This window comes from Chryseobacterium sp. c4a, from assembly GCF_009900745.1.
Classification (GTDB): domain Bacteria; phylum Bacteroidota; class Bacteroidia; order Flavobacteriales; family Weeksellaceae; genus Chryseobacterium.
The window spans coordinates 70,597-86,945 of sequence record NZ_WXVU01000009.1; the positions used below are offsets into that span (position 1 = coordinate 70,597).

Genomic DNA, 16,349 nt, shown 5'->3' on the forward strand with positions numbered 1-16,349 from the left:
CAACAAAGTTACCTAAATAAGCTTAAAATATACCTGTTTTCACCTAGTTTATCAGTCTATTTTTGCCTTACAAAATAAAAACAATGCAAGAAAGAATAGATCCGGATTTACTAAAAGTCATGATAGACAGCCCATTTAGCAAGATCGATTACGAAGCACTATTAGCACAAGATCCCGCCAGAATCAGGGAAGAAGAAATGAAGGTAATGATAGAAGATGAACCTTTATCTAGTCCACAATCATTATCAGTAGAAAATATCCACATTTCTTCTTCTGAAGACCAAAGAAGCATCAGACTAAGAGTTTACAAACCTAAAGAAAAAGAAAATCTACCCATATTACTTTATTTCCACGGCGGCGCATTTATATATGGAACACCAGAACAATATGATTTCATATTCTTTCCATTAGCTTTGGACATTAATGCTGTTATTGTCTCCGTTGATTATCGGCTAGCTCCTGAACATCCATTCCCCGCTGCCATGGAAGATGGCTATGATGCTCTATTATGGCTATCTAAATTTGCAGAACAGATAGGTGGTGATAAAAATAATATTATGGTTGGCGGAAGCAGTGCCGGAGCAACAATTGCAGCGTCATTAACCCATTATGCAAGGGACAAAAAAACAATCAAAATCCGTCATCAATACTTATTATACCCACCTACCGATCATCTGTTAGTAACCTCATCCATGCATGAACTTGCTCATGCTCCTATGCAGACAAAAAATACAACTAAGTGGATGTGGAAGCATTATTTGCCAGAGGAAATGATCCATCCCCCGCAATATTCCGTTCCATTACAGGAAAAAAACTTTAATAACCTTCCTGATACCACACTTATTGTATGTGAACTTGATCCTTTAAAAGATGAAGGAAAAGAATATGCTAAAAAATTACAGCATTCAGGAGTGTCTGTGAATCTCTTGGAAATTAAAGGCGCTGTACATGCTTTTGATTTCTTTCCATGCGCACTATCTGATTCTTTTTACAAACAACAAATCGAGTTATTCAAACATATTTTAAATCAAACATTATGAAAAAAATAGTCGTCATTAACGGACATCCGGATCAGAAAAGCTTTAATGCCGCCATCGCAGATTCTTATATAAGCTCTGCAATAGCTTCTGGTGCAGAAGTACGATATATTGCCCTTGGAACTCTGAATTTCAATCCTAATCTTCAATTTGGATATCGCCAGCGAATGGAATTGGAACCTGATCTGATAAAGGCTCTGGAAGATATCCAGTGGAGCGATCATCAGATATGGATACATCCTGTTTGGTGGCTGGGAATGCCTGCCATCATGAAAGGATTCTTTGACAGAGCATTTCTCCCGGGCATCACTTTTAGAAGCAATAAAAAAGGCAGCAGTGAAGGTTTATTAAACGCAAAATCAGCCAGGATTATTACAACAGCGGGCGATCTATCCCTCAAGATATATGAAGAAGAATATCAATCCAGCGGGCTTATCCAGCTCAAAAAGGGAATATTGGAATACTGCGGCGTTTCCTCTGTTGAAAATCACTTTATAGGCCCTTTATATGAATTAAGTGAAAAAGACAGAACGGAATGGCTCGATACGATTAAAGAATTGGCTATTGTAGATGCTATAAAGCAGTCTCAATATACTTCCAGTAAAGAAGTACCTTTAGGACGATAAAGATAAAGGGTAATGTATGTATTCGTTACATTATCCTTGCCTTTTCTTTTAAAATCACCCCTAAGTGCTGATTTTCCGTCATTTATTTCCTGTAAGCATACGATTTTACCTTCTGCATAAAAAGTTATTTTATAATTTTCAATAGGTTTCACATCAAAAAAAGCAATATCCGTGTTTGTTCTGAATACATATTCATGATTCCATCGATCTTTTATCTCATCTGGTAACAGGTACAATTGTTTTGCAATTCTCTTTTCTCTATTGTAATAGATATTAGCCAGTGCACTCCAGGAGCCACTTGTATAAATATTTCTTATCTTATTATATTTAGCAACAACTTCTTGTTCAATAGTCTGTAGTTTATCCGGGTCTGTAGTTTGTAAAACATCGGCATTTTCCAACGTTTCTACATGGTAAGGAATATCAGCAAAGAAGGTAAATTTATCTTCAAATATATTGTTAGCCGCCATTTTCTTTTTAAAAGTGGAATAGCTTTGTACATCACTTTCTTCCCAGCTACCCGTCTTATTTTTCAGTGATTTTACAATCTTCATCTTCATTCCTGAGTCGGGAGAAAACTGAGTGTTTAGGGTATTTTGATCCTTATTAAATCCTGGAGTCATTCTAATACTGATTCTTTGAGTCCCTTTTTTATTGATTCCTTCATTCAGCGGAAAATAAGAACCAGCCAAACCACTCCCTGAAGTATCACTATATTTTATAACAGGAATATCATTAATCAAAATTTCAAAAGAACAGTTCGTATTATAGACATAAACCCCATAACGAGATTCGTTCTCTAAATACTTAATGTCTTTAACGGTTGTAGAAATATACTGATGAGAGAAAATAGATTCTGCTTTCTTCTCAGCATGAGCCAACAAAGGTAATATCAACCCTAATAAAATATATTTTTTCATAAGTTTCACTTTACATAACACCTCCAAAGTGAAGGTTTCTTTTCAGAATACATACCAATACATTAAGAAAAGCTGTTTTGCTCATTCCATTTTTTAAATACAGAAAGATTTCATTACTAAATAAAAGAAGAATCACTTTCAAAAGAATTATTTTATGAGCCCGATAAAAATAAGAATATTTTTTATACTAACCTGGTTACAAATTATGGATTCATACATGATCAGGGAAGGTTAATTCGAAAAAAAGTATTTTCTTTGCAAAAATTATAAACATGAAAAAAATATTATTTCTGGTAATGCCTGTTGGCTTATTCTTTTCCTGTAGTTCAGGTTCAGATGAAGCAGCTTCTAAGCCTGTAGTTCCTGAACCACCAGTACAATCAAAAAAAATTATTGCGGTAAAACAAGACAATAGACTGGTATATACATTTACTTATAACAGTGATAATAAGATTTCCGAAATAGGTAATTATTCCAGTAATGGTAGTCTTTTCAGCACTACAAAAGTAGAATATACCAATGGTTTTGAATCCAGAAGAAATACTTATAACCTACAAAATAAACTTTACAACTACCATACTTACACTTATTCCGGCAAATATATTTCTGAAAGATCAATCTATTCCAGAGAACCGTCTACAGGAAAAGAAGTTTTAGTTCAAAGAACCTATTATACAAACGATTCCGGTAAGCCAAACTATAATCTCACTGGAGTTCAGTATTATGATAATATCGGAAATTTGGTATCAAAAAGTGACATCACCTATATGGACGCTCATGGAAGTAGTATTTCAACCGTCTATAATGCTGCAGGTACAAAGACAGAAGTTTCTGTCTGGATGAGAGATAATGCAATAGCTTGGGATAAGGTACTGGATCCTTTTGTTTACCAACATGAGCACAATACATTATCTGTATCAAGTAATAATCTTTTAGATGGTACGGCAACAGGATACAACATAGAGTATACATATGATAGTAAGAACTACCCTCTTACTGCAAAATATTCTCATTCCAACGGACAAACATATACCTATTCATTTACCTGGGAATAGAATATAATCTGAAAAATATATAAAGGAGACCCCAAAAAAGGTCTCCTTTATTATTCACTGTAAAGCAATGCATTACACTTGTGCAGTAAGAAAAATCTGTTTAGTTTTATTTAGACAAATATTGTATTCTTTAACCTGTTCAGATTTGCCGTATGAAAAAATTTACTTTTTTGTTTCTGATTATTGTCAATGCACTTCACGCCCAACAGGCAAAGGTAGATCAATTCAGTGCAGCGCTGGATTCTATTCGGTCTCAATTAAAAATACCAGGAATGTCCGTTGCTGTAAAACAGGATGATGTGGTAATACTTCAACGCGGGTATGGATTCTCTGATCTAGAAAAACATATTCCGGCTACCCCCGAGACTACCTTTCGTGTAGCATCAGTAACCAAAACTTTTACCTCCACTCTGGTTATGCAATTGGTAGAACAAGGAAAACTGAAATTGGATGATCCGGCACAGAAATATGGAATCAATCTGAACGATTCAAGAATTACGGTAAAACACTTACTGACTCATACTTCTGAGGAAGTTCCCGGAACTCACTTTCAGTATAATGGATATCGGTTTGGATTATTAGGGACTATTTTAGAGAAAGTGTCGGGTATTCCTTTTTACCGCTTATTAACAGAAAATATACTGATTCCTCTTACAATGACCTCATCCGCGCCCTGCATCACACCAAAACAAGTGAAGGAATACACGTCTATAAACCCGGCAGTTCTACCCTTTTTCATTACAACTTTTGACCGGCTTGCAAAACCGTATGAGCTCACTTCTTCAAGGGAAATTAATCGAATAGAATATCTTAATGAATTTGGAGCATTTGGGGGACTTGCTACAAGTGTTGGGGATCTGTTAAAGTATTCAGATGCTATTGATCGTCATCAGCTGATCTCTGAAAAATCTCAAAAATTGGTTTTCACCCCGAACGAAACAAATACAGGTTCACTCATTCCTTATGGATTGGGATGGTTTGTACAATCTTATAAAGGAAGAGAATATTATTGGCATTATGGACAAACCAACGGTGAATCTGCTCTCTTTGTCAAGGTGCCTTATCTGAAACTAACCTTAGCCGTGATGTGTAATACTGATAAACTGAGTCAGCCGTTCCCACTTGGTGATGGAGATCTGATGATGTCTCCAGTTGGAAGTCTTTTTTATCATTACTTCATAGATCATAATAAACATCCGGATCATGATCTGGAAAATAAAGAATTAATCAGCAAAGCCTCTATAGCTCTCCTGAATGGAGATACCGTAAAAGCACAAAAGCTCTATGAAATATACAGCAAAAAAAATAAGTTTACTACGACCATAATTCCAAGAGGAAAGATGATTGCAGAAATTCAAAAGGTTGGAATTAACAAGAATTTGAATCGTTCTTTTACTCTTCCAAAGTCCACTTCGATAAAAGTATTGGGTACTGGAGAAAACTGTTCAGGAAATGGAACTTCATGGTGTGATTATGGATGGATTGAAGATCGTTCGGGTAAAATGGTATGGCAAATGCAAAATCAGCCTTCTTCTCATGCAGGAGGAGCTCTAAAAAATCAGAAAGTAAATCAGGTAATCATTCTCCCTGAAGGAAAATATACGCTTCACTATCAATCAGATTCCGGGCACGCTTACAATCATTGGGATTCTTTGCCTCCAGATGGCTTTTTCTGGGGAATTACCCTTCAGAAAGTCGATCAATATACTACCCCTTAGCTGCTTACACTATTCAAAAACGACATAGTTTACTTTATCTACTCCCGTATTCCCCGTTTTCTCATGGTAAGCATACAATGTAAGCTCATAATTTCCTGCAGTATTAATGAGGTGATTTCCTTCAAATAGATTGGTAGAAACCCAGGACATATCAATATTCTTTACAAATTTCCCGTCTTTTTTAAGGATTCCTTTTACTTCAATCTCATCAGAATTCCAAACTCCTCCTTTTTCAATCACACATCCACACATCATAACAATATTGGCCTGAAATAAAAAGGGTTTATCTTTAATGGTATTTAAGGCAATATACTGATGGGTTCTGGGTTTTAAAATATCAATAATATACCCGGGAATTTCAAGAATAATACCTTCTCCCAGTATATTTTTTCCAGGGATCAGCCACAATTCAGTATTTACCACTGCCTGCGCCTGTCTGCTGTTTACAGGTGAAATGACTTCTATTGTAACAAATGTAGGTTCCTCAATGTCAATTGTTGCCACAAACCCTCCCGTCTGATCATCAGTAATTGAATTTCCCCTGACTTTAGGAGTTTTCATAATCAAATCTGTGTTTCCGGTACTTCCGGTAGTATTTCCTTCTGCTAGAATTTTTTGGTTTAGTTTATTCCTTACAATAATATGGGCACCACCCAATGAGCTTCCAATAAATTTAGCATCTCTTGCTTTCGCCCTGATCATTACTTTAGTTTCAGCAGCTGAAATCATAAGGTTAGAGAAAAGCATTGCGGTAATAAGAAAAAGTGTTTTCATGGCTGTATTGATTTTAAGTATTCTTTTTTAAATCGATTGTGGAAAGACTCCTCTTTTAATTCCTGATCAATGGCATCCAGATAAGAAAAAATAGATAAATCCTCTGAAAGTAATTGTAAAATAGATTTTTCACAACTATCCCAAATTTGCTCCAATTGAGGAAGCATTTCAATAGCTTTAGGAGACAGTGAAATCATCTGTTTTCGTTTATCCGTAGCGTCTTTCTTAATGATCAGATATCCTTTTTCTGTCATTTTCTTCACAATAATTACTACAGACGGATGAGAATATCCCAATGGCTCAGCAATATCCGTAATCGAGATCACACCTCTTTGCTGTAAGAGCATAAACACAAGATACCAGTTAGGCTCCACATCAATTCCAAACTCCTTGTAGAATTTCCTTACATCATGAGCCATCCGGTCGCTGATTCTTTTTAATCTGCTATCTAATGCTTTATATCCCAATTCTTTAATAAAGTCAAAATCCATTTGAAAAATATTTGATGTAAATATATACAAATACATAGTCAACTATATAGTTCACTATGTTAATTTTTGAAAAAGTTTTAAAGTCTAATGAATCAAGAGTTTACAAAAAAACAAGAAAAGTCCTGCTATTGCTTGTTTACTTATTCCTCTTTCGATATTCACCTGGTGTAATGCCTCTGTATTTTTTAAAAATTTTGGAAAGGTGACTCTCATCGCTGAACTGCAGCTCATAAGCAATCTCACTTAGTCTTATACTGCTGTATTTCAAATAAGTTTCTACGAGTTTAAGCCTATAATCCAATAAATAATCCTGATAAGAAACTCCGGTTTGTTGTTTAAAATACTCTCCAAAGTAGTTCCCTGAGATCCCAAAATGTTCTGCAATAGCTTGTATACCTGTTTTTTCTCTATCTTTTATATGCTTTTGAATATAGGTAATGATCTTCATGATGGAAAAAGCCTTTCTGTTTTCCTGCAGGTCTGATGTTTCACTTTGAATAATATTCCGGGCAATAAGATTAAGTAAAATAGAGATACAATTACGGATGATCAGATAATCTTCTGCCTTATTCCTGAATTCATTTGCAATCTGCAGAATAAGAGTTTCCGCAAAATCTTCATCATTTTTATTACGGAACACACATCCGGCACGGGCATGATAATTATTGCTGATATATTGAAGTTTATATAGGTTTTCACAACTTTCAATGCGGTCTGCTTCCAGACGGATCTTATCAATAAACTCAATCGGACATTCAATACTGATAAGATCAGCATTTTCACTTTCGAAACAATAGGATTCCTGCTGAGGAATAATAAATAGTTTTCCTTCTGTAAAATCAATACAACGTTCATCATACAGCAAACTTCCTTTTCCTGTTACGATATAAACAAATGAAAGAAAAGTTGAAGTTTTAAAAACAGTCTCTCCTTTAAGCTTTATTTCTTTCACTTTAATTCCTTCAAGATGCAGTCCTTTCATGATGCCACACTATATTTTCCTCCAAAAGTACAATTTTACCAGAACACAAGGAGGTTATTTTTGCATAAAAAAATATGAACACCTATCCGAAACGATGGCAGGCACTTAATTTCCTTATTGTCGGAGCTTTTCTTTCACCACTGGATTATTTTATCGTAAATATGGCATTGCCCTCCATAAAAAATGCTTTTAAAGCCAGTGATCATCAGCTGCAAATGGTTATTGCCATTTATGGGCTTACTTATGGAGCCTTAGTAGTCTGTGGCGGCAGACTTGGCGATCTTTATGGGCGCAAGAAAATTTTCACATTGGGATTGTATACCTTTTTGTTGTCTTCCCTGGCCTGCGCTTTTTCCCCTACTGTAACATGGCTAATTATTGCCAGATTATTTCAAGGAGTTGGAGCTTCATTACTTGCCCCTCAGGTTTTAGCTTCTATAAAAGTTTTGTTTAGCAGTAAGGAACAGCCCAAAGCAGTAAGTCTCTTTAGTTCAGTATTTGGGTTAGCCTCTGTCGTTGGACAATTGCTTGGTGGATTACTTCTCAGTATGCATTGGGGAAATTTCTCCTGGGAGCTTGTATTTCTTGTGAATGTCCCTATCACTATTGTATGCATTGTGGGAGTTCATTTTACCATGGATAATAACCACCAAGAATCCAATTCAAGTATTGATTTAAAGGGAGCATTATTGCTGATTATTGCCCTGCTTATGCTGATTTGTCCACTTATTTTTGGACAGCAATATCAATGGGCATGGTGGATCTTTATGATAATGATATCAGGAATAGCTTTATTAATCACTTTCATTAGATACGAAACATATCTATTAAAAAATGATCGTCCGGTACTGATAGATCCCACATTATTACAGCATCAACCTTTTGCATTGAGCCTTTTGATCCTCTTCTTTTACAATTTTACCTCAGGTTTGTTTATTTGCTACCCATATTATCTACAGGAATTTTTACATCAGGATTCTATGCAGACAGGGCTAGCCATTGTACCTTATGGAATTGCTTTCTTTCTGGGTCCGTTGATGGTTTCCAAAATAAAACTTTCCTCTTATACAATGATCTATATTGGTTTGGGATTATTAATGGGTGGATTTATTTTCAGTGCATTATGCTTTTATTTTCAGCAAAAACCTTCTTTGATCACCCATATTACTTTATTTATGGCAGGGCTAGGTCATGGTATCATTATGCCGGTTATGATGCGGACTGCTATTACATTTACAACTAAGGATAAAGCTGGCCAGGCCTCAGGATTAATCAGTATTGGAATTCAGGTTGGGAGTGTATTGGGAGGCGCTGTTATTGGAACCCTATTTTTTAATCTGATTGAGGTGTTGGGATTTCCGGAGGCTTTTGCCGTAGCTATTGGTATGATCGGGGCTATTCAGATCATAGGAATGTGGGGTAATGGTAGATTACGAAAGTATATCACTGCTTGATTTTATAAACAAAAAATATTATAAATTTTAAATCTATGAACAACAAAGAAAAAATTAACACCGAATTAAAAGACTTCTGCGAAAATATTGAAAACTTATTTCAAGGGAATGCTCAGAATAAGGATCTCCTATTCAAAAAGATACTTTCAGGGTTCTCTCCCGAATTCAAAATGATTAATGGTGACGGGAACACTATTACCTTCGCTATGTTTTCAGATTGGCTTCCAAGCGTTTTTGGAAAATTTCCAGATCGAAAAGTGCAGATTGAAAACATAGAAATTCATCAAACTGAACACCATGGCCTGGCTACTTATATTGAAATTCAGACAACAGAGGGAATCGCAAACCAACGAACAGGCTCAGCTGTCTTTCTTTGCAATGAAGAAAAAGCATTATGGTATCATCTCGTAGAGAGCTGGATATAAAAAAACGGACTGTTGATGAAACAGTCCGTTTTTTTTATATTTCAATGGCATTATTTATCATTTCTAAACACCTTCATCTTTCCAGCCATAATGCTTAATAGAATTCCAAAGCAGGCAAAAAGACCATAAGAATATCTGAGATCAAAGCCTTCTGCAATATATCCAATCAGAGGTGGCCCAATCAGAAATCCTAAAAAGGAAATACTGGATACAAAAGACAAAGCAATACTTGGTGCTACGGTGTTCACCTTTCCAATCGTACTATAAACTGACGGCACACTTAAAGAAGCTCCAAGTCCGATAATCATAAATGCAATGATACAGATCCATAGTTCAGGAAAGAAAACACTCAGGAAAAGACCAATACTCATTAGGGCTCCGCAAAACTGCAATACAGTGCGTTTTCCCAATTTTTCAATGATTTTATTCCCAACAAACCTTCCTAAAGTCATCATTAAGATAAAGCTCGTATATCCCAATATAACAAGGTTTTCCGGCGCTTTTACGATGGTTTGAAAATAAACCCCACTCCAGTCAAACATAGCTCCTTCAATAGCCATACTTAAAAAACCAATAATCCCTAATCCCACCAAGGTAGGATTCACAGATTTAAAAATAGATTGTGTTTGCGGCTCTGCTTTATGAATAATATTCGTGAGATTATTTCTGCTATACAGCCAAAGTAAAGACACCAAAACAAAGGTCAGTACAAAATGATGAAACGTTTCTATGTGCAGATTAATAGCAAGCAATCCTAATACTGCTCCCACCAGCCCGGCAAAACACCATGCCCCATGATAGGAAGACAATAATGTTCTTTTTGTAATAGATTCTATTTCAATAGCCTGGGTATTGATCGCTATATTACATAAGTTTCCACTCACACCAAAGAAAAACAAGACCACCGCCAGAATCCAATAAGACGGTGAAAGCCCAATTAATAAAAGACATACCGGGTAGATCAAAAAACAGGTTTTAATGATTCTGCTGCTTCCGTATTTACTAATTAGTTTTCCAGATAACATCATCGTAGAAAGCTGACCTATCGGCATTAGCAGTAAAAGTGTTCCCAGCTGTGCTTCATTAATAGAAAGCGCCTCCTTAATAATGGGAATACGGCTCGCCCATGACGAGAAAACAAGTCCGTGGGCAAAGAAAAGTAAAAAACAAGCCGTAGGCATTTTCACATTGAATGATTCTCTATCTTGCATTATAACAGTGTTTGATTAAAATTTCCGTTTGCGAAGTTAGGAACACTCTTCCAATAAAATACATTCCATTTTTGATATTTTATATTCCATTTTAAACAATGCTTTTAAAAAGAAAAATTAACTGCTTACATTTGATCACTGAAATATCGTTCCTCAAATTATTAACCATTCTAAGAAGTAATCCAACTGTACAATGATAGAGATAAAGCCCAATTTTGAAGGATTATGTATTGAAAAATACACCCAAAATAACCTCTCTGAATTCCATCGAAAGGCAGGAAATCTAAATAAACTGCTGCTTTGTTTTGTATCAAATGGCACATTGGATCTTCAAATCAATACCCTTCCTTTTCCTATACAGGCCAATTCTATCATCATGTTATTGCCTGATACTGACCTGGGAAGTTTTTCCGGCAGCAATGATCTTGAACTCTCCGTATTTTTCATCTCTCTGGATTTCATTAGCACTTATAGTTTTCTGACTGTTCTACTAGCCAGTGATGAAATTAAATTCAATCCGGTAATAAAAACAGAATCTTCAGCAAGAAAGCTCATTTGGTCTACCGTAAAGCTCATTCAGGAATACAACAGCAAAACAAAAGAAGAAAGCACACTGGAATCTGTTCAATATCTACTCTACGCTCTTCTGGAACTGATTTCAAAGCTTTATCTACCGGTAATTAAAAACAACAGCCTTTTACAAACCCGAAGTCAAGGCATTATTGATCATTTTTTTGAATTGCTAAACAAACATGGGCATTTGGAACGAAGTGTCTTATTTTATTCTGACCAATTGCATCTTTCTCCGCAGTATTTAAGCAGCTTAATCAAAAAGGAAACCGGAAAGCCCATCAAACAATGGATAAGCTACAGAGTCATCAAACAGGCTGAAGAACTTCTTAAAACGACTTCATTATCCATTAAAGAAATCAGCAATCAGTTACAATTTGTAGATTCTTCTTTATTTTGCAGGTATTTCAGACGTTGTACGGGCATTACAGCCAATACCTACAGGGAAAATTACCGAATTAAGAAATAAATTAGATCATCCTCCTCACTAAAACTCGTTCATTATGACAACCATTTCCTGAATAACAAGAAATCATAGGGTATGTATAAACCAGTGGAAGTATTTTGTAATTTAGCATCCACAAAAAAAGAAACCGAATTATGCCAGGAAAACCATTGCTGCTTTCTGCAGCATGTCTGCTTTTTATTCATTGCAAAAAAGAAGATATTCAGAAGCCGCAAGCTGTACAAGATACTATCAAACAAAAAAGTACTATACATTCGACCCCAAAACTTCAGGATAATACGGCCATTGAAACCGTAAAGTCATTTGTAACCTGGTATAGAGATCATGAAGATGATCTGTCTCACTTCAACACAATAAAAGGGGGTTCTCAGGATGGAAACGAGCCTGCTGCAGACTATGCCGTTGACTTCAATCAGGTGGATAAAGAAATAACCTTTCTAAAAAGCAGCTATTTTTTATCTGAAAAGTTTCTTTCCGCTTATAAACAAAATTATGTGGAAGGAGATGAGTATTTTAAAAAGAATCCGGCTAATGACGGCCCTCCACACGGTTTTGACTATGATTATTTTTTTAAAACCCAGGATGATTATCAATCTGACCTACAAGACATTAAATCGATACAATTCACTGCCAATCAGAACAATCCTCAATCATGTAGTGTAAAGTTTCATTTAAAAAATTCTGGGATGACTTATCAATACACCCTGAGCAAAAACAATCGTAATCAATGGCAAATTGATTCCATTGAAAACATCAGTCAATAAATTTTATTCAGACAAAACAAAAATTCAATTAATTAAATACCACAATTGTTTGTTTTTAATTAATTTAGTTGCTCCAAAAAATATGATATGAAGGAGAAATGGATATCACATCCTACCACTTTAGAAGGAACAAATGTAGAGTTGATTCCTTTAGAAAAAGAGCATTTTGAAGAATTATTTGCTGCCGCTGCAGATAAAGACCTTTGGGCCTTGATTCCTACCGACGGGACAGACAGAACGATATTTTATCAAAACTACGAATTAGCCCTATCAGAACGTGAAACAGAAAGACAATATCCTTTCGTTATAAGACATAAGGAAACTCAAAAACTGATAGGTTCCACAAGATTTTTTGAAATTTATCCTTCAGACAAAAAATTAGAAATCGGCTGGACTTGGATTACCAAAGAGTTTTGGGGAACTTCGATCAATTTAGAATGCAAATTACTATTGCTCACTTACTGCTTTGAAGTATTAAAGACCAATCGGGTACAGCTGAAAACAAAAGACAATAACATCAGATCCAGAAAAGCCATCGAAAAAATAGGCGGAGTATTTGAAGGAATTTTACGTAAAGACAAAATTCAAAATGATGGTACTACCCGAAACGCCGCCTATTACAGTATTCTGGATGATGAGTGGGAAGCAGCAAGACAAAAAATAGAAGCACTGATCAGAGAAAAAGAAACTTCATTGAAAAGCTAAAATTTAAGCTTTTGAAAGGTAAAATGATCTAAAAATATAAAGATCAGGCGTAAAACATAAAATTTTTACGCCTGATTATCTATCAACAATCACTTACTTTTTGATTATTTTCTTTGAAATAATAGTTCCATTCTTCAATTCCCCCTGAAGGATATAAATACCTTTAGACAGTTTTGAAACATTAATATTTCTGGAATTTTCAGCAGTTAAAACAGTCTTTCCTTCTAAAGAATTAATTGTAATCTTTTTAAGATCCTCTTTGGAGGTTACTGTAATATAATCAGAGCTTGGATTAGGATATACTATAATTTCTGCCTTTTTGTTGTCCAGATCAGCTGTAGATAGCACTGAAGAATCAATATAAGACACTGATTTAGAAGTATTTGAAACTCCATTCAGTACAGAAGTATTAATAGCAAAACTGAAAACCATCCCGCCCGTCTGACTCACCCATTGGTAAGACTCATTCGTATAAGTCGCAGTAATAGGGGCAGGCGAACTGGCAATGACCTGTGTAGCCGTTCTCATTCTTTTTATTCTCAATACATTAGGATATGTCCCTTTTGGAGTAATCACTGTACCATAGCCATCAACAGTAACACTCACCTGCCCTGTTTCATTTACATTTCCAATAGCAGCGGAAACACTGTTAAACTCATAAGTATCATCAAACTGCTGCAGGTAAGTAATCGGAAATTTATACTCAATTAAAGGGTTTACATAAGTAACTGTAACATCTCCCAATGCTGGCCCCGAATAAGATCCCAGCATCGTAGCGTCAGTATCTGTCATAGAACTAAAATCACTTGTGTCTACATTAGTCAACATTGAAATTCTGTTCGCTCCCGGAAATCGAAAACAATTGGTTTGCCCGGGACATACCCTATTCACAAATGAAACAGGGTTAACTCCTGTATACGCTGAAAAATCCCAGGTAATATTGGCACCGGAAGAACCTGCAGTAATGGAAGTTCCTGTTACATCTCCAGACTTCAAATTAATAGTACTATTAATACGATCTACTCCTGCCCGTGTTATCGATGGCTGCGCATAAGACATTATTCCGGCAGTTAGGAATAAAATAAAGTTTAATTTTTTCATGATATTTTGATTTAAGGTTGTTTGCTTAATAATTTTCCTCATGAATATAACACCCATTATTTCTTACCTTATATTTTTATCTACCCAAAGCCATGTTTATTCTACCAACTGCACTCAACAAAATACCCAGCCATTCCGGCTGGGCATACTCTTATACTTAATTAAACAATTGTCTGTAGCTTAAAGGTGTTTGATCTGTTTTCTTTTTAAATAATTTATTAAAAGACTGCGGATGCTCAAACCCTAGTGCATAGGCTACTTCCGAGACAGAAAAACGGGTTGTTGTAAGATATTCTTTCGCTTTTTCAATCAGCTTTTCGTGAATATGCTGCTGAGCATTCTGTCCCGTAAGATTTCTTAGCATATCACTAAGGTAGTGCGGCGACAGGTTCAGTTCATAAGCCAGAAACTCTACAGTGGGAAGTCCTTGAGCCAATGTCTTCTCCTGAGTAAAATAATCTTCCAATATCAGATCCATTTTAGTCAACAGATCATTATTAACGGCCTTTCTTGTAATAAACTGTCTTTTATAAAAACGGTTGCTGTAATTCAGAAGCACTTCAATATAAGAAACCACAACATCCTGACTCACTTCATCAATGGCTGTATTAAGTTCATTTATAATACTGTCCAGCAACCCTGTAATGATATTTTTTTCCTGATCAGACAGATGCAGTGCTTCATTAGTATCGTAGGAAAAGAATCCGAAATTTTTAATATTTCTAGCCAAAGGATAACTTCTCAAAAAATCCGGATGAATCAACAATGTGTATCCACAATACCCGGTACTTTCATCCGTTGAAAGAACTTGTCCCGGGGCTGTAAACATCATTCCGCCTTCATTAAAATCATAATACCCCTGCCCATATCCCATTTTTCCTACTTTGGAATATTTATATGAGATTTTATAAAAATTAAAAATAAAACTTCTGCTCAACAATTCCTTATTGACAACCATTTTCGTATTATCCACAAGACTTACCAGCGGATGCAGTGGTTTAGGAAGCTGCAAAAGAGTATGCAGTTCTGAAATGGATGAAATTTTCCGAGGGATATGATCTTTCTTTTCCATGATATAAATTTACAAATTATCAGATTAAAAACACAGCAATCACACTGTTTTATAACACTTTAAAAAAACTGTTTACCCAATTGCTCTCTGAATGCTTCCGCTCCTATTTCCAAACGTTGCGTATACAAGGTTTTGGCATCTTCACCTGCCACATATCTTAATTGCTTTTTACCGTCTGTCGCAGCCTCATAAACTACTTCTGCAATTTGTTCTGCGGTAGAAGCCACTTCCATCATTCCTTCCATTTTGGAATATAGAGCGTTTATAATGTCTTCATAGGCAGGACTTGATGCAGAATCCAAAGAACGGCTTACAAAATCAGTCTTAATTCCTCCGGGAGAAACCGTTTTAATATCAATTCCGAAAGAATTCAATTCAAAAGCCATACTTTCGCTCCAGCCTTCTAATGCCCATTTTGTAGCATGGTAAATTGAATTCAGAGGGAAAGTCATCAATCCACCAATAGAAGTTGTAGTAATAAAGATTCCTTTCTCTTTTTCTCTAAAATAAGGGGTAAATGCCTGAGTAACTCGGATAGTCCCCAATAAATTAGTATTCATTTGTCTTACAATCTGTTCATCGCTCAATGCCTCCAAAGGCCCCATAAGACCGTATCCTGCATTATTAAAAACCACATCTACATCTCCCAATTCTAGAGTTTTCTTTACAATAGCTTGTATCTGTTCCGGATGAGTTACATCCAAAGGAAGTACCGTTACATTATCCAGAGACGCAAGATCTGAACCTGCATCAGGGTTTCTCATGGTAGCAATTACCTTCCATCCTTTTTGTTGAAATAATTGTGCAGTTGCTCTTCCTAATCCTGTAGAAGCTCCTGTTATAAAAATTGTTTTCATTTTTTTCTTGTTTAAAATTACAGGACAAAGTTCAGAATCATCACAACAATAAGAGTTGCCAAAACGGGCTAAGCTGTAGCCAAAATGGATTTAATACTCACAACAAACGATCAATCGATGA

General features: G+C 35.6%; 17 protein-coding genes. 9 read left to right on the top strand and 8 right to left on the bottom strand.

Annotated features, from left to right (window positions below; translation table 11 throughout):
* Positions 1-83: 83 nt before the first annotated feature.
* Positions 84-1,040 (top strand): alpha/beta hydrolase, encoded by a 957-nt coding sequence (locus tag GTR01_RS13165; protein WP_160138293.1) that lies wholly within the window; start codon positions 84-86, stop codon positions 1,038-1,040.
* Positions 1,037-1,663: an NAD(P)H-dependent oxidoreductase gene (locus GTR01_RS13170; RefSeq protein WP_160138294.1), complete on the top strand. Its 627-nt coding sequence runs from the start codon at positions 1,037-1,039 to the stop codon at positions 1,661-1,663. The genes GTR01_RS13165 and GTR01_RS13170 overlap by 4 nt, the downstream gene beginning before the upstream one ends.
* On the opposite strand, the gene GTR01_RS13175 is transcribed toward GTR01_RS13170, so the two are convergent.
* On the bottom strand, positions 1,624-2,583 hold the full coding sequence (locus GTR01_RS13175) for a hypothetical protein (RefSeq protein ID WP_160138295.1): 960 nt from the start codon (positions 2,581-2,583) through the stop codon (positions 1,624-1,626). The genes GTR01_RS13170 and GTR01_RS13175 overlap by 40 nt on opposite strands.
* A 272-nt stretch (positions 2,584-2,855) precedes the next feature.
* Between GTR01_RS13175 and GTR01_RS13180 the strand changes: the two genes are divergently transcribed.
* The gene (locus tag GTR01_RS13180; protein WP_160138296.1) at positions 2,856-3,638 is read left to right on the top strand and encodes a hypothetical protein; all 783 of its coding nucleotides are present in this window, start codon (positions 2,856-2,858) and stop codon (positions 3,636-3,638) included.
* Positions 3,639-3,790: 152 nt separating this feature from the next.
* Entirely contained in the window at positions 3,791-5,356 is a 1,566-nt protein-coding gene (locus GTR01_RS13185) for a serine hydrolase domain-containing protein (protein ID WP_160138297.1), read from the top strand.
* A gap of 9 nt (positions 5,357-5,365) precedes the next feature.
* Here the strand turns inward: GTR01_RS13185 and GTR01_RS13190 are convergent, their stop codons facing one another.
* The 3 genes from GTR01_RS13190 to GTR01_RS13200 form a co-directional block, all read right to left on the bottom strand.
* Complete coding sequence (locus GTR01_RS13190; protein ID WP_160138298.1) at positions 5,366-6,130, bottom strand: hypothetical protein; 765 nt, start codon at positions 6,128-6,130, stop codon at positions 5,366-5,368.
* Positions 6,127-6,621, bottom strand: a complete 495-nt coding sequence (locus tag GTR01_RS13195) for a MarR family winged helix-turn-helix transcriptional regulator (RefSeq protein WP_160138299.1) — start codon at positions 6,619-6,621, stop codon at positions 6,127-6,129. Before GTR01_RS13195 ends, GTR01_RS13190 begins: the two co-directional genes overlap by 4 nt.
* A 136-nt stretch (positions 6,622-6,757) precedes the next feature.
* Positions 6,758-7,603 (bottom strand): AraC family transcriptional regulator, encoded by an 846-nt coding sequence (locus GTR01_RS13200; RefSeq protein WP_160138300.1) that lies wholly within the window; start codon positions 7,601-7,603, stop codon positions 6,758-6,760.
* Between the two features lie 74 nt (positions 7,604-7,677).
* Here GTR01_RS13200 and GTR01_RS13205 point away from each other — a divergent pair, with 74 nt between their 5' ends.
* Both GTR01_RS13205 and GTR01_RS13210 read left to right on the top strand, forming a co-directional pair.
* Positions 7,678-9,057, top strand: a complete 1,380-nt coding sequence (locus GTR01_RS13205) for an MFS transporter (protein ID WP_160138301.1) — start codon at positions 7,678-7,680, stop codon at positions 9,055-9,057.
* A gap of 35 nt (positions 9,058-9,092) precedes the next feature.
* The gene (locus tag GTR01_RS13210) at positions 9,093-9,482 is read left to right on the top strand and encodes a hypothetical protein (RefSeq protein ID WP_160138302.1); all 390 of its coding nucleotides are present in this window, start codon (positions 9,093-9,095) and stop codon (positions 9,480-9,482) included.
* A 50-nt stretch (positions 9,483-9,532) separates the two neighbouring features.
* Here the strand turns inward: GTR01_RS13210 and GTR01_RS13215 are convergent, their stop codons facing one another.
* Positions 9,533-10,693, bottom strand: coding sequence for an MFS transporter (locus GTR01_RS13215; RefSeq protein ID WP_160138303.1), 1,161 nt, complete (start codon positions 10,691-10,693; stop codon positions 9,533-9,535).
* Positions 10,694-10,886: 193 nt separating this feature from the next.
* On the opposite strand from GTR01_RS13215, the gene GTR01_RS13220 reads away from it, so the two are divergent.
* The 3 genes from GTR01_RS13220 to GTR01_RS13230 all read left to right on the top strand — a co-directional run bounded on the left by GTR01_RS13220 (position 10,887) and on the right by GTR01_RS13230 (position 13,198).
* Positions 10,887-11,732, top strand: coding sequence for a helix-turn-helix domain-containing protein (locus tag GTR01_RS13220; RefSeq protein WP_228452235.1), 846 nt, complete (start codon positions 10,887-10,889; stop codon positions 11,730-11,732).
* Positions 11,733-11,863: 131 nt separating this feature from the next.
* Complete coding sequence (locus GTR01_RS13225) at positions 11,864-12,493, top strand: hypothetical protein (protein WP_160138304.1); 630 nt, start codon at positions 11,864-11,866, stop codon at positions 12,491-12,493.
* 87 nt (positions 12,494-12,580) lie between these two features.
* Positions 12,581-13,198 (top strand): GNAT family N-acetyltransferase, encoded by a 618-nt coding sequence (locus tag GTR01_RS13230; protein ID WP_160138305.1) that lies wholly within the window; start codon positions 12,581-12,583, stop codon positions 13,196-13,198.
* Between the two features lie 93 nt (positions 13,199-13,291).
* On the opposite strand, the gene GTR01_RS13235 is transcribed toward GTR01_RS13230, so the two are convergent.
* The 3 genes from GTR01_RS13235 to GTR01_RS13245 form a co-directional block, all read right to left on the bottom strand.
* On the bottom strand, positions 13,292-14,299 hold the full coding sequence (locus GTR01_RS13235) for a T9SS type A sorting domain-containing protein (protein WP_160138306.1): 1,008 nt from the start codon (positions 14,297-14,299) through the stop codon (positions 13,292-13,294).
* Positions 14,300-14,456: 157 nt separating this feature from the next.
* Positions 14,457-15,371, bottom strand: a complete 915-nt coding sequence (locus tag GTR01_RS13240) for a helix-turn-helix domain-containing protein (protein ID WP_160138307.1) — start codon at positions 15,369-15,371, stop codon at positions 14,457-14,459.
* Between the two features lie 59 nt (positions 15,372-15,430).
* A complete protein-coding gene (locus GTR01_RS13245; protein WP_160138308.1) occupies positions 15,431-16,228 on the bottom strand; it encodes an SDR family oxidoreductase in 798 nt (265 codons plus the stop codon).
* Between the last annotated feature and the right edge of the window lie 121 nt (positions 16,229-16,349).